Source organism: Oerskovia sp. NPDC060338 (assembly GCF_042726295.1).
In the GTDB taxonomy this organism is placed as follows: Bacteria; Actinomycetota; Actinomycetes; order Actinomycetales; family Cellulomonadaceae; genus Oerskovia; species Oerskovia merdavium.
Genome location: NZ_JBHXCQ010000017.1, coordinates 101,507 through 115,335 on the forward strand (window position 1 = coordinate 101,507; position 13,829 = coordinate 115,335).

Annotated in this window: 14 protein-coding genes; 13 read left to right on the plus strand and 1 reads right to left on the minus strand. The window is 73.0% G+C overall.

Going from position 1 to position 13,829, the window contains the following annotated elements; all coding sequences use genetic code 11:
- Nucleotides 1–29: 29 nt before the first annotated feature.
- The 12 genes from ACFWGN_RS19555 to mshA all read left to right on the plus strand — a co-directional run bounded on the left by ACFWGN_RS19555 (nt 30) and on the right by mshA (nt 12,258).
- Nucleotides 30–566 (plus strand): PH domain-containing protein, encoded by a 537-nt coding sequence (locus ACFWGN_RS19555; RefSeq protein ID WP_191802080.1) that lies wholly within the window; start codon nt 30–32, stop codon nt 564–566.
- Complete coding sequence (locus tag ACFWGN_RS19560) at nt 563–2,182, plus strand: PH domain-containing protein (RefSeq protein ID WP_377619240.1); 1,620 nt, start codon at nt 563–565, stop codon at nt 2,180–2,182. The genes ACFWGN_RS19555 and ACFWGN_RS19560 overlap by 4 nt, the downstream gene beginning before the upstream one ends.
- A gap of 3 nt (nt 2,183–2,185) precedes the next feature.
- Nucleotides 2,186–3,157, plus strand: coding sequence for a Rossmann-like and DUF2520 domain-containing protein (locus ACFWGN_RS19565; protein ID WP_377619241.1), 972 nt, complete (start codon nt 2,186–2,188; stop codon nt 3,155–3,157).
- On the plus strand, nt 3,157–4,197 hold the full coding sequence (gene panC / locus ACFWGN_RS19570) for a pantoate--beta-alanine ligase (protein ID WP_377619243.1): 1,041 nt from the start codon (nt 3,157–3,159) through the stop codon (nt 4,195–4,197). The genes ACFWGN_RS19565 and panC overlap by 1 nt, the downstream gene beginning before the upstream one ends.
- 53 nt (nt 4,198–4,250) lie before the next feature.
- Complete coding sequence (panD, locus tag ACFWGN_RS19575; protein ID WP_377619252.1) at nt 4,251–4,679, plus strand: aspartate 1-decarboxylase; 429 nt, start codon at nt 4,251–4,253, stop codon at nt 4,677–4,679.
- A 53-nt stretch (nt 4,680–4,732) separates the two neighbouring features.
- Nucleotides 4,733–6,415 (plus strand): L-aspartate oxidase, encoded by a 1,683-nt coding sequence (locus ACFWGN_RS19580; protein ID WP_377619254.1) that lies wholly within the window; start codon nt 4,733–4,735, stop codon nt 6,413–6,415.
- A 49-nt stretch (nt 6,416–6,464) separates the two neighbouring features.
- On the plus strand, nt 6,465–7,376 hold the full coding sequence (nadC, locus tag ACFWGN_RS19585) for a carboxylating nicotinate-nucleotide diphosphorylase (RefSeq protein ID WP_377619244.1): 912 nt from the start codon (nt 6,465–6,467) through the stop codon (nt 7,374–7,376).
- A 143-nt stretch (nt 7,377–7,519) separates the two neighbouring features.
- Nucleotides 7,520–9,031, plus strand: a complete 1,512-nt coding sequence (lysS, locus tag ACFWGN_RS19590; RefSeq protein ID WP_377619256.1) for a lysine--tRNA ligase — start codon at nt 7,520–7,522, stop codon at nt 9,029–9,031.
- 80 nt (nt 9,032–9,111) lie between these two features.
- Nucleotides 9,112–9,306, plus strand: coding sequence for a hypothetical protein (locus ACFWGN_RS19595; RefSeq protein WP_068626860.1), 195 nt, complete (start codon nt 9,112–9,114; stop codon nt 9,304–9,306).
- A gap of 91 nt (nt 9,307–9,397) precedes the next feature.
- A complete protein-coding gene (locus ACFWGN_RS19600; protein ID WP_056645228.1) occupies nt 9,398–9,733 on the plus strand; it encodes an Lsr2 family protein in 336 nt (111 codons plus the stop codon).
- Between the two features lie 105 nt (nt 9,734–9,838).
- Complete coding sequence (locus ACFWGN_RS19605) at nt 9,839–10,993, plus strand: lactonase family protein (protein ID WP_377619246.1); 1,155 nt, start codon at nt 9,839–9,841, stop codon at nt 10,991–10,993.
- Nucleotides 10,994–11,022: 29 nt separating this feature from the next.
- Nucleotides 11,023–12,258, plus strand: a complete 1,236-nt coding sequence (gene mshA, locus ACFWGN_RS19610) for a D-inositol-3-phosphate glycosyltransferase (RefSeq protein WP_377619258.1) — start codon at nt 11,023–11,025, stop codon at nt 12,256–12,258.
- Nucleotides 12,259–12,363: 105 nt separating this feature from the next.
- Here the strand turns inward: mshA and ACFWGN_RS19615 are convergent, their stop codons facing one another.
- Nucleotides 12,364–12,801 carry a nitroreductase family deazaflavin-dependent oxidoreductase gene (locus tag ACFWGN_RS19615; RefSeq protein WP_377619248.1) on the minus strand — a complete coding sequence of 146 codons (438 nt, stop codon included), beginning with the start codon at nt 12,799–12,801 and terminating at the stop codon, nt 12,364–12,366.
- 231 nt (nt 12,802–13,032) lie between these two features.
- Between ACFWGN_RS19615 and ACFWGN_RS19620 the strand changes: the two genes are divergently transcribed.
- Nucleotides 13,033–13,770 (plus strand): phosphoglyceromutase, encoded by a 738-nt coding sequence (locus ACFWGN_RS19620; protein WP_191802068.1) that lies wholly within the window; start codon nt 13,033–13,035, stop codon nt 13,768–13,770.
- Nucleotides 13,771–13,829 lie beyond the last annotated feature (59 nt).

Genomic DNA, 13,829 nt, shown 5'->3' on the forward strand with positions numbered 1-13,829 from the left:
GCGTGCGCCCTGGATGGGAAGATGGGGCCATGACCGACCACGCCTCCGACCATCCCGTCGACCGGGTCCCGGCGACGGCACCCAGCGGACCCTTCGACCCGCCCGGGGTGACCTGGCAGGGTGTCTCGAGCCGGCTCGTCACCGCACGGCTCGTCACGGTGGCGATCTCGCTCCTCGTGCCGTTCGTCCTCGGGGCTGTCTTCGCGCTGGTCTTCAGCCTCGTCTGGTTGTGGATCATCCCGGCCGTCGCAGTAGTGATCGGCGTCTGGTGCGTCGTGGTCGTGCCCCGGCAGGTCCGTGCGATCGGCTACGCCGAGCGCGACGAGGACCTCCTGATCCGCAAGGGCGTGATGTTCCGCTCGCTCGTGGTGGTGCCCTACGGCCGCATGCAGTACGTCGACGTGCAGGCCGGCCCGCTGGCGCGCAGGCTCCGGATCGCGCAGGTCCAGCTGCACACCGCGTCGCCCGCGACGGACGCGTCGATCGAAGGGCTCGAGCCCGCCGAGGCCGAGCGCCTGCGCGACCGTCTCGCATCGCGCGGAGAGGCACGGTTGGCCGGGCTATGACCGAGCGCAGCACTCCGCCCGAGTCTCCGCCGACCGACCTGACCTGGCATCGCGTCCATCCTGTGACCCCGGTGGTCCGGGGCTGGTCCGTGATCGCGGTCCTGCTCGTCATCGTCGGCAACCGGACCCTCGAGGGGCTCCCCGAGGGGCAGAACATGCTGGCCGGCAACGGCTGGTGGCAGATCCTGGGTGCGATCCTCGTGGTCGGCCTGATCGGCCTGGGCTACTCGGCCCTGGCGTGGCGCATGACGACCTACGCGATCGACGACGAGTCCGTCCGCCTGCACACGGGGGTCCTGTTCAGGCAGCAGCGCAAGGCGCGCCTGGACCGCCTCCAGGCGGTGGACATCGTCCAGCCGCTCGTCGCGCGCCTGTTCGGGCTCGCCGAGCTCAAGCTCGAGGTCGCAGGTGGCTCGGACTCGGGCATCAAGCTCGGCTTCCTCAAGCTCGACGAGGCGAACCACCTGCGGGCCGAGCTGCTCGCGCGGGCGGCAGGCCTGCGTCTCGGCGCGGTGCCCGCACGGCGCGCGGTCGCTCCGGGGACCCCGGCAGGGGGCGCCGTCGGTAGCCCCGCCGTCGGCGACGCTCCCCGTGGGGAGCTCGTCGCGGGGGCTCCCGTCGACGGCGCCGGTGCCCCCGGGGTGGGGGACGTCGTCGGGCACGTGCACCTGGACGCGCCCGAGGCGCCCGAGCAGCCCGTCATGGAGGTCCCGCCGGGCCGCCTCATCTGGTCGCTGATCCGCACGGTCGCCATGATCGTCCTCGTCGTGGCCGTGCTCGGCCTGATCGGGGTCGCAGTCGGCACGCGCGAGATCGGGACGCTGTTCACGGCGCTCCCGCTGGTCCTGGGCGTCGGCGGCTACCTGTTCGGACGGTTCACGCGCGAGTTCAACTTCCGCAGCGCGATCTCGCCCGACGGCATCCGGCTGCGCCACGGCCTGCTCGAGACCCGTTCGCAGACCATCCCGCCCGGTCGGGTGCAGGCGATCCGTCTCACGCAGGGGCTCCTGTGGCGCAGCGCCGACTGGTGGCGCGTCGAGGTCAACGTGGCGGGCTACGGTCAGAGCTCGGACGGGACGACCAACAACAGCGTCCTGCTGCCGGTCGGCACGCGCGACGAGGCCCTGGGCGCGGTGTGGCTCGTCCTGCCGGACCTCGGCACGGCCGACCCGCGCGCGCTGCTCGACGAGGCCCTGTCCGGGATCGACGCCGGGGCGCACTTCACGACGGCCCCGCGGCGCACGCGGATCCTCGACCCGTTGTCGTGGCGCCGGAACGGCTTCGCGGTCACGGGCCGGGCCCTGGTCCTGCGTCGCGGACGCCTGGCGCGCAGGGTGGAGATCGTGCCGCACGAGCGCACGCAGTCGCTCGGCCTCGAGCAGGGGCCGTGGCAGCGGCGTCTGCGGGTCGCGACGTTCGCGGTCCACTCGGTGCCCGGGCCCGTCACGCCGTCGGTGCCCCACCTGGACGAACACGTCGCGGGCGCGCTCATGGACGAGCAGGCACGGCGTGCCCGCGAGGCGCGTGCGCACGCGGGGCCCGAGCTGTGGATGCGGCGCGACGAGGTCGCGGCGGCGGTCGAACGGATCGAGAGCGGTGAAGGAACAGGTGACTGAGGGATGACCGACCAAGGAACGCCCGAGCGCAGGCGCCCCGGGCGGCTGGGCGTGGGGGTCGTGGGCGCGGGCCGCGTGGGCGCGGTCCTGGGCAGCGCGCTGCGCGCGACGGGCCACGCGGTGGTCGGGGCGAGCGGCATCTCCGAGGCGTCGCGCGAGCGCATCGAGATCCTCCTCCCCGGGGTCCCCGTGCTCGAGGTCGAGGAGGTCGTGCGGCGTGCGGAGCTCGTCCTGCTCGCGGTGCCCGACGACGCCCTCCCGGGCCTGGTCTCGGGCCTCGCCGAGGTCGGGGCGTGGCAGGGCGGGCAGATCGTCGTGCACACGTCCGGACGGTACGGCGCGGGGGTGCTCGACCCGGCGCGCGCGCTCGGCGCGATCCCGCTCGCGATCCACCCCGCCATGACGTTCTCCGGTACCTCGCTCGACCTGTCGCGCCTCGAGGGCACGACGTTCGCGGTCACGGGACCGGCACCGGTCCAGCCCATCGGGCAGGCGCTCGTGGTCGAGCTCGGTGGCGAGCCGGTGATCCTCGAGGAGGGGGCGCGCGGGCTCTACCACGCCGCGCTCGCGCACGGCGCGAACCACCTCGTGGTCCTCGTCGCGCAGGCCGCGCAGGCCCTCGAGGCCGCGGGCGTCGAGCAGCCGGGGCGCGTGCTGGCCCCGTTGCTGTCGGCCGCGCTCGACGGCGCGACGCGGTCCGCCGACGCGGGCGGGGGAGCAGGCCCGGGGGCCATCTCGGCCCTGACGGGTCCGGTGTCGCGCGGGGACGTCGGCACGGTCGCCGAGCACCTCGAGGTCCTGCGCGCGCTGGCCGTGACCTCGGCCCAGGAGTCCGCTCCGCACGTCGCCGCGACCGACGTGCCGGCGTCCTACCGCGAGCTCAGCCGCGGAGCCACCAGCCGGGCCCTGGCCGCGGGGCGCATCGACGCCCGCCAGGCCCAGGAGCTGCTCGACGTCCTCGAGGAAGGTCAGTGATGTCTGTCCCCACGCCCACCACCGGTGCGCAGCCGCTCGTCGTGCGGACCCGCTCCGCGCTGCGCGCGGCCCTGGAGGCCCCTGCCCGGACCGCCGCCCGCGCGCCCGGGGGCGCTGCGCCGTCGGGCACCCAGGGCACCGGCCCTGCCGGACCCGACGGGCACGGCGAGGCGCACCGCGCGACGCGGGCCGTCGTCATGACCATGGGTGCGCTCCACGACGGGCATCTGCAGCTCGTGCGCGCGGCGCGCGAGCGCGTCGGCCCCACGGGGCAGGTCGTCGTCACGGTCTTCGTGAACCCCCTGCAGTTCGGGCCCGACGAAGACCTCGACCGCTACCCGCGCGACCTCGACGCCGACGTGGCGCTCCTCGCAGGGCTCCCCGAGCCCGCGCCCGGCCGCCCGGCCGTGGACCTCGTCTTCGCGCCCTCGGTCGAGGAGATGTACCCCGGAGGGGACCCGATCGTGCGCGTCACGTCGGGGCGCATCGGCACGGTCCTCGAGGGGGCCTTCCGCCCCGGCCACTTCGACGGCGTGCTGACCGTGGTGCTCAAGCTCCTGCACCTGACGCGGCCCGACGTCGCGTTCTACGGCGAGAAGGACGCGCAGCAGCTCCTCGCGATCCGCCGCATGGTCGCCGACCTGAACGTCGACGTCGAGGTCGTCGGCGTGCCGATCGTGCGCGACGACGACGGGCTCGCGCTGTCCTCGCGCAACGCGTACCTGTCCGCGCAGGAGCGCGCCGACGCGCTGACGCTGAGCCGTGCTCTGCGTGCCGGAGCCGAGGCCGCCGCGGCGGGCCAGGGCGGTGCGGGGGCCATCGAGGTGGCCTCGGGAATGCTCAACGAGCACCCCGGCGTTGTGGTCGATTACCTCGCACTGGTCGACCCGACTACCGTGGACGACCTGGAACCGGAGTACGTGGGACCCGCGCTGCTGCTCGTGGCGGCACGTGTGGGCTCCACCCGACTGATCGACAACCTGGCCGTGGACGTGGCGCCCCCCGTCACCAGCACGGCCCGCCCAGGAGGCACGCAGTGACCCAGACGGGACCGCAGGACGGCACGCGCCGCCCCGCTTCCTTGCAGCGACCCATGATGATCGGGAAGATCCACCGCGCCACCGTGACGCAGGCGGACCTCCACTACGTCGGGTCCGTGACCGTGGACGTGGACCTCCTCGAGGCCGCGGACATCATCTCCGGCCAGCAGGTCGACATCGTCGACGTCACCAACGGCTCACGCCTGACGACGTACGCGATCCCCGGCGAGCGCGGCTCGGGCAAGGTCTGCATCAACGGTGCGGCCGCGCACCTGGTGCACCCCGGGGACACCGTCATCCTCATCGCCTACGGCATGATCGCCGACCACGAGGCGCGCCACTTCCTGCCGAACGTCGTGTTCGTCGACGGGGAGAACCGCATCGTCGAGGTCAGCGACGAGCCGGGCCTCGTGCCCGAGGGGTACGACCTCGAGCCGAGCGGGCTGCCCATCGCCCCCTTCCAGTCCGCCTCGGTCGAGTGACCCAGGCCGCGCAGGCGCCGCTCGTCGAGTCCGCGCAGGGCTACCTGCCGGGCGTGGACGGCCGGGTTCCCCGCCGTCTCGCCCGCCGCCTGGCGGCCCCCGCCCCGGGGTGGACGACGACGGCCGACGCGATCGTCGTCGGCTCCGGCATCGCGGGGCTCACCGCGGCGCTCGAGCTGCGCACGCACGTCCCGCGCGTCCTGCTGGTGACCAAGGGCGAGCTGTCGTCCGGGTCGACCGTCTGGGCGCAGGGCGGCATCGCCGCGGCGCTCGACCCGTCGGACTCCCCGGCCGCCCACCTCGAGGACACGCTCGCCGCGGGCGGGGGCCTGTGCGACCCGGCAGCGGTCGAGGTCCTCGTGACCGAGGGGCCGGAGCGCGTGCGCGAGCTCGTGGGACGCGGGGCGAACTTCGACCTCGCGCCCGGCGGCGACATCGCGCTCACGCGCGAGGGCGGCCACCACGCGGACCGCATCGCGCACGCAGGCGGCGACGCCACGGGCGCGGAGATCTCCCGGGCGCTCGTGGCCCAGCTCGAGGCCGTGCTCGCCGACCCGGGCATCGAGGTCATCGAGAACGCGCTCGTGCTCGACGTCCTGACCACCTCGCCCGACGCCCCGGGCGGCGAGCGGGCGTGCGGCGTCACGCTCCACGTGCGCGGCGAGGGGTCGCGCGACGGCGTGGGCGCGGCCCTCGGCCGGGCGGTCGTGCTCGCGACGGGTGGGATCGGTCAGGTCTTCCGCTCCTCGACCAACCCGCCCCAGGCCACGGGCGACGGCATGGCGGCCGCGCTGCGGGCCGGCGCGACGCTCGGCGACGTCGAGTTCGTGCAGTTCCACCCGACCGTGCTGTGGCTCGGTCTCGGCGCCAAGGGGCAGCTCCCGCTGATCTCGGAGGCCGTGCGCGGTGAGGGCGCGATCCTCCTCGACACCGACGGACACCGGTTCATGCCCGCGGTCCACCCCATGGCCGAGCTCGCTCCGCGGGACGTCGTGGCGCACGCGATCGTGCGCCAGATGGCGGCCACGGGTTCCGACCACGTCCTGCTCGACGCCCGCCACCTCGGCGCCGACTTCCTGCGCAAGCGGTTCCCGACGATCACCGAGCGCCTGCTCGACCAGGGCATCGACCTGACCGAGGAGCCGATCCCGGTCGCGCCCGCCCAGCACTACCACTCGGGCGGGGTCGTCACGGACCTGCACGGGCGCTCGACGCTCGACGGTCTCTACGCCGTGGGCGAGGTGGCGTGCACCGGGGTGCACGGCGCGAACCGGCTCGCGTCGAACTCCCTCCTGGAGGGCCTGGTCTTCGCCTACCGTGCCGCGCGGGAGATCAGCGCGCGCGTCGCGGCCGGCGAGCTGCCGCTCGGCGAGCCCGTGGAGCGGGCGGGCGAGGCCGCGCTCGTGCCCGCGGCGGCCCGGTCGCGGGTCCAGTCGATCTCGTCGGCAGGGCCCGGCGTGATCCGCGACGGCGAGGGGCTGCGCACCGCGGCCGACAAGCTCGCGGCGGTCCGCACGGACGCCCACCGGGCGACCGACGTGGTCGCGGCGCCGCAGACCGCCGAGTGGGAGACGACGAACGTCCACCAGGTGGCGACCGCGCTGACCGAGGCGGCGCTGCTGCGCGAGGAGAGCCGGGGCGGGCACTTCCGCACCGACTTCCCGGAGGTGCGCCCCGCGTGGGCCCGGCGGATCGAGGTCACGCTCGGTGCCGACGGCGAGCTGCGGCTCGTCTGAGGTACGGAGCGGACCGGGTGACGCGGCCGACCGGGGGTAGCGTGAGCGCGTGAACTCTCCCTCTCTCATCGAGCCCGGTCTCGACCCCCGGTGGGTCGCCGACATCGTCACGCGTGCCCTCGACGAGGACCTCGGCCCCACGTCCGGCCGGGACGTGACCACCCAGGCGACCGTGCCGCCGTCGGGCACGGGGACGGCCCACCTCGTGGCGCGCGCCGACGGCGTCGTGGCCGGCCTCGTGGTCGTGGAGGAGGTCACGCGGCAGGTCGCCGAGCGCTTCGGGCTCGCGCCCGTCACGGTCACCTTCACCGCGCAGGACGGCGACGCCGTGACCCGTGGCCGTGTCCTCGCGGCCCTCACGGGCCCGGTCCAGGTGATCCTCACGGCCGAGCGCACGCTCCTCAACCTCGCGAGCCGCGCGAGCGGTGTCGCGACCGCGACCCGTGCGTGGGCCCGCGAGCTCGACGGCACGGGCGCCCAGGTGCTCGACACGCGCAAGACCACCCCGGGTCTGCGCGCCCTCGAGAAGTACGCGGTGCGCGCCGGCGGTGGCACGAACAAGCGCATGGGGCTCTACGACGTCGCGATGGTCAAGGACAACCACGTCGTCGCCGCAGGCTCGGTGGCGGGCGCGATCGAGGCCGTCCGCGCGATGTTCCCCGACGTCCTGATCCAGGTCGAGGCCGACACGACCGACCAGGCCCTGGAGGCCCTCGACGCGGGCGCCGACTTCCTGCTCCTCGACAACATGCCCACGCCCGTGCTCGCGGACACCGTCCGCCGGGTGCGCGAGCGCGAGGGCGTCCCGGGCGGTCCCACGAAGATCGAGCTCGAGGCAACGGGCAACCTGACCCTCGACCGGGCGCGCGAGGTCGCGGGGACCGGCGTCGACTACCTGTCGGTCGGTGCCCTCACGCACTCGGCGCCCATCCTCGACCTGGCGCTCGACCTGATCGGCTGAGCCGCCCCGCCCCGCGGACGGGACGGGCACGAGCACCGCGGGGGAGCGCCGGACACCCTTCCGGCGCTCCCCGGTAGAATCGACGCGTGACCTCCCCCGATCCCGCTGCCGCTGCCGTGCCCGCTTCCGACGAGACGCCCGTCGTGCCCACCACCCCGGTGCCCGTCGACGAGTCCGACGACCTCCCCGAGCAGCTGCGGGTCCGGCGCGAGAAGCGCGAGCGCCTGCTGGCGCAGGGCGAGGAGGCGTACCCGGTCTCGGTGCCGCGCACGCACACGATCGCCCAGGTCCGTGCGGCGTACGAGCACCTGGAGAGCGGCCAGGAGACCGACGACGTCGTGGGCGTGGCCGGTCGTGTCGTGTTCCTGCGCAACACGGGCAAGCTCTGCTTCGTCACGCTCCAGGACGGCGAGGGCAACCGCCTCCAGGTCATGCTGAGCCAGGCCGTCGTGGGCGAGGAGTCGCTCGCCGCGTTCAAGGCCGACGTCGACCTGGGCGACCACCTGTTCGCCCACGGGCGCGTCATCAGCTCGCGCCGCGGTGAGCTGAGCATCTTCGCGGACGAGTGGAAGATCGCCGCGAAGTCGCTGCGCCCGCTGCCCGTGCTGCACAAGGAGCTCTCGGAGGAGAGCCGGGTCCGCCAGCGCTACGTCGACCTGATCGCCCGCCCTGCCGCGCGCGACATGGTCCGCCTGCGCGCGGGCGTGGTGCGGTCGCTGCGCGAGAACTTCCACGAGCGCGGCTATCTCGAGGTCGAGACGCCCATGCTGCAGACCATTCACGGTGGTGCGGCGGCGCGCCCGTTCACGACGCACATGAATGCGTTCGACATGGAGCTGTATCTGCGGATCGCTCCCGAGCTCTTCCTCAAGCGTGCGGTCGTCGGAGGTGTCGAGCGCGTGTTCGAGATCAACCGCAACTTCCGCAACGAGGGTGCCGACTCGACGCACTCGCCGGAATTCGCGATGCTCGAGGCGTACGAGGCCTACGGCGACTACAACACCATGGCCGAGCTGACCCAGAACCTCGTGCAGCGTGCCGCGCTGGACACCTTGGGAACCACGGTGGTCGAGCTTCCGGGCGGTGAGGAATACGACCTCGGCGGTGAATGGGCGCAGCTCAAGATGTACGACTCGCTCTCCGAGGCCCTGGGCGAGGAGATCACCCCGGAAACGTCGGTGGAACACCTGTCCAAGATCGCGGACCGTCTCGAGATCTCCTACGACACCAAGCGTGCCGGGCACGGCAAGCTCGTCGAGGCGATCTGGGAGCACCTCGTAGGCGACCACCTGTACGCACCGACGTTCGTCCGCGACTTCCCGGTCGAGACCTCCCCCTTGACCCGCGACCACCGCACCGTCAAGGGCCAGGTCGAGAAGTGGGACCTCTACGTCCGCGGTTTCGAGCTGGCCACGGCCTATTCGGAGCTCGTCGACCCGGTCATCCAGCGTCAGCGTTTCGAGGCGCAGGCGCTCCTGGCCGCAGCGGGTGACGACGAGGCCATGCGCCTCGACGAGGACTTCCTCACAGCCATGGAGTACGCGATGCCCCCGTCAGGCGGCATGGGCATGGGGCTGGACCGCCTGCTCATGGCCCTGACCGGCCACGGGATCCGCGAGACCATCCTCTTCCCGCTGGTCAAGCCTGCTCAGTGACGTCCAGGTGACGGTGCGGGGGCTGGGTGCGTCGCGGGAGACGTACCCAGCACCCGTGAGCCGGTCGTAGACTGGCGGGCATGACTGATTTCTGGCCGGCCGTCTATGCGCTGATCCCGTCGGTCGGGGTCGGTATCCTCTTCTTTTTCGCGATGCGCGCCATCATCCGTTCGGACCGCACGGAACGCCTTGCCATGGCAGAGCTCGACGCCCAGGCGGACGCGGCAGAGCGTCAGGAACGGGCGGCACAGGAATCCTCGACGACTTCTCGGTAGCCCGGCACGCTGCTTTCGCTTTGACGTGATTCCATGAGAATGGCACACTTCGAGATACCAGCATCAATTCTCGAAGACGCGAGGTAGCACTGTGGCACAGAAGGTTCAGGTAATTCTCGTCGACGACGTCGACGGTGGGTCTGCCGACGAGTCCGTGACGTTCGCCCTCGACGGCGTCTCCTACGAGATCGACCTCAGCTCGGCGCACGCCGAGGAATTGCGTGAAGCATTCTCGAAGTGGGTCGGTCACGCGCGCAAGGTCACGCGTGGCGCTGCGCGTCCGGCGGCCAAGAAGGCGCGTTCTTCCGCAGCCGGCCCGTCGCGTGCGACGGAGATCCGTGAATGGGCCCGGAACAACGGCTACACGGTGAGCGAGCGCGGTCGTATCTCGGCCGACATCCAGCAGGCATTCGACGCGGCGAACTGAATTCGCCGACGTCTTCCGTCAGGGGCGTCCTGACCGGTTCTCCGCAGCGCGGAGGCCTGGTCAGGACGCCCCTGACGCATGTCCGGGTGCTACTAGGCTCTGTGCATGACTTCTACCTCGTCGGCGCCCGTGGCCGCCGCGACCTCTCGGACCCTGTGGCTCGGTACGTACCCGGACGGGGCGGACGCCGGGAGCGGCGAGGGGATCTGGCGTCTCGAGGTCGACGCGGCCACGGGTGAGCTGGGCGAGGCGGCACTGGTCGCGGTCACGCCCTCGCCGTCCTTCCTCGCGCTCGACCCGGACGGCTCCCGGCTGTACGCGGTCACCGAGACCGAGCACGGTGCGGTGAGCGGGTTCGCGCTCACGGCGGACGGTGGGCTCGCCCCGCTGGGCGTCGTGCCCAGCGGTGGCTCCTACCCCTGCCACGTCGTGGCGGTCGACGACGCCCTGTGGGTGGCCAACTACGGTGACGGCACGTTCGCGGTGCTGCCGCTCGACGCCGAGGGAGCCCCGACCGAGGCGCTGCGGCTCGGGCACCAGGGCACGGGACCCGACGCCGAGCGCCAGGAAGGACCGCACGCCCACTTCGTCGGCGAGGTCGGGGGCGCGCCGGTCGTGGTGGACCTGGGGACGGACGAGCTGCGCGCCTACCCGCGCGCGCTCGACGAGCTGCGGGCCCAGGCGGACGGCGGGGTCCCCGCGCGAGTCCTCGCGACGTTCCCCGGCGGTGCGGGGCCGCGTCACTTCGCGGTCCTGCCCGGCGAGGCCGGGGCGCAGGGAGCCCCCGCGGCCCTGCTCGTCGCGACCGAGCTCGACTCGCGCGTCTACGTCCTGGTCCCGGCCGCGGACGGCTCGTTCGAGGTGGCGAGCTCGGTCCCGGCGACCGCGGCCCCGCTGCCCGCGGGGGGCCGCAGCTACCCCTCGCACGTCGCGCTGAGCGCGGACGGATCGCGCCTGTTCGTCGCGATCCGGGGGGCGGACGTGCTCTCGACGTTCGCCGTCACGCGGGACGCCGCAGGGCCCGACGGCGCCGCTCCCGTCCTCGAGCACCTCGCCGACACCCCGCTGGGCGGGGCGTGGCCGCGGCACTTCGCAGTGCTGGCTCCCGTGGGCGACGGCACTCCTGCGAGCGACCTGGTGGTCGTCGCGAACCAGAACTCCTCCAACCTCACGGTCCTGCGGATCGACCGGGAGGACGGGTCGGGCGTGCTCGTCGACGAGCTGGCGGTCCCCGTGCCCGCGTGCGTCGTGGAGGCCTGAGCGCTGTGAAGGAGTCCCCGCGCATCGCGATGCTCTCGGTGCACACCTCGCCGCTCGACCAGCCCGGGACGGGCGACGCGGGCGGCATGAACGTGTACATCACCGAGCTGTCGCGGGCGCTCGCGCGACGCGGGGCGAAGGTCGAGATCTTCACGCGCGCGACGTCGTCGTCCCAGCCTCCCGTGGTCGAGGCCGAGGACGGTGTCCTGGTCCGCCACGTCGTGGCCGGTCCGTTCGAGGGGCTCGACAAGAACGACCTGCCGGGCCAGCTCTGCGCCTTCACGGCCGGGGTCCTGCGGGCCGAGGCCCGGCGGGACGCCGGTTGGTACGACGTGGTCCACACGCACTACTGGCTCTCGGGACAGGCGGGTTGGCTCGCGGCCGACCGCTGGGACGTCCCGCTCGTGAACTCGATGCACACCATGGCCCGCGTGAAGAACGCCGCGCTGGCGCCGGGTGACGCCCCGGAGCCGCTCGGTCGGATCATCGGCGAGGAACAGGTCGTCGCCGAGGCCGACGCGCTCGTGGCGAGCACGCCCGAGGAGTTCAAGGACCTCGTCGACCAGTACGGGGCCGACCCCGCGAAGGTCCACGTCGTGCCGCCGGGCGTCGACCTCGAGCTGTTCTCGCCCCCCGCGCCGGGGGAGTCCAAGGAGGCGCTGCGTGCGGCGCTCGGGCTCCCGACGACGGGCAGGCTCGTGCTCTTCGCCGGGCGCGTCCAGCCGCTCAAGGCGCCCGACGTCGTGGTCAGGGCGCTCGGCGTCCTCGCGGACCACGACGAGCCGCTTCCGACCCTCGTGGTCCTGGGCGGCGCGAGCGGTCGTCTGACGGCCGTGCGCGAGCTCGAGGCGCTCGCGTTCCAGATGGGCGTCGCCGACCACGTGATCGTGCGCCCGCCCGTGCCGCGCGAGCAGCTCGTGCGCTACTACCGGGCCGCGGACGTCGTCGCGGTGCCGTCCCACAACGAGTCGTTCGGGTTGGTTGCGGCCGAGGCGCAGGCGTCGGGCACGCCCGTGGTCGCCGCGGCCGTCGGCGGGTTGCGGACGGTCGTCGAGGACGGGGTGTCGGGCATCCTCGTCCCCGACCACAACCCGTGGACGTGGTCGCGCACGCTGAGCGACCTCCTGGCCGACGACGCGCATCGCGCCGAGCTCGCCTCAGGCGCCCGGCGCGTGAGCGAGCGCTACGGCTGGGACGCGACGGCCGAAGCCATGCTGGCGGTGTACGCGCAGGCGGCCGAGGTGCGGGCCGCGCGCCCCCGCTGACGGGACCGGTCTGCGACTCGGTGCGGCCCGCGGGGTCGCGGCGTCCGCCGTCGTCCGCGGCGAGCGGCGCCCGTGCTCGCCGGGCACCGCTGGGGACCGCTCGGGTCAGTCCTGGCGTTCGAGCACGAAGACCGGGATCTCGCGGTCGGTGCGCTCCTGGTAGTCGGCGTACGGCGGGTAGGCCTCGACCGCGCGCTTCCACCACAGGGCCTTCTCCTCGCCCGTGACCTCGCGCGCCGTGTAGTCGTGGCGCTCGGGGCCGTCCTGGAGCTCGACGTGCGGGTCCGCCACGAGGTTGTAGTACCAGACGGGGTGCTGGGGCGCTCCGCCGAGCGAGGCGACGACGGCGTAGTCGCCGTCGTGCTCGACGCGCATGAGCGGGGTCTTGCGGATCTTCCCGCTCTTGGCGCCCAGGGTCCACAGGATGACGACGGGCATCCCGTTCATGGTCGGGCCCTTGGTGCCGCCCGAGCTCTCGTAGAGCTCGGTCTGCTTGCGTGCTCGGTCGTCGGGGCTCGGTGCGTACTCTCCGGTGATGGGCATGTCTGTACCAACGCGTGGCGCGCGTCACCATTCCCGCGGCGCGAGCTCCCGGTTCGCCGCCGGAAGTTCCACCAGGAGTTCCGTGGTGTTCCCGTGAGCTCCCGCCCGAGCTCCCCCGACGCCCGACGTGTTCCACCTTCTTCGGGGGGAACTTCCCGTTCCGTAGATGTTCGGTGACCATTTCCCGGGACAGCGCTGCCACGGTCGCCGGGGTACGGGATGATGTTGACCATGACCTACACCCTCGTGCTGCTCCGCCACGGCGAGAGCGAATGGAATGCCAAGAACCTGTTCACCGGCTGGGTGGACGTCGCACTCTCGGAGAAGGGCGTCGAGGAGGCGAAGCGCGGCGGCGAGCTCCTCAAGGAGGCCGGCATCCTGCCGGACGTCGTCCACACCTCCCTCCTGCGTCGCGCGATCACCACGGCGAACCTCGCCCTGGACGCTGCTGACCGTCACTGGATCCCCGTGAAGCGCTCGTGGCGCCTCAACGAGCGCCACTACGGTGCGCTCCAGGGCAAGGACAAGAAGCAGACGCTCGAGGAGTTCGGCGAGGAGCAGTTCATGCTGTGGCGTCGTTCCTACGACGTGCCGCCGCCCGCGATCGAGAAGGGCTCGGAGTTCTCGCAGGACGCCGACCCGCGCTACGCCGGCGAGCCCGAGGTCCTCACCGAGTGCCTCAAGGACGTCCTCGAGCGCGAGATGCCCTACTGGGAGTCGGACATCATCCCCGACCTCAAGGCCGGCAAGACCGTCCTGGTCGCCGCTCACGGCAACTCGATCCGTGCGATCGAGAAGTACCTCGACGAGATCTCGGACGAGGACATCGCGGGCCTGAACATCCCCACGGGCATCCCGGTCGTCTACGAGCTCGACGAGAACTTCAAGCCGATCGTCAAGGGTGGCACGTACCTGGACCCCGACGCCGCGGCAGCCGCCGTGGCCGCGGTCGCGAACCAGGGTCGCTGACCTCGACGCACAGCCACGAACGCCCGACGGCGCCGCTCCCCTCGCGAGGGGAGCGGCGC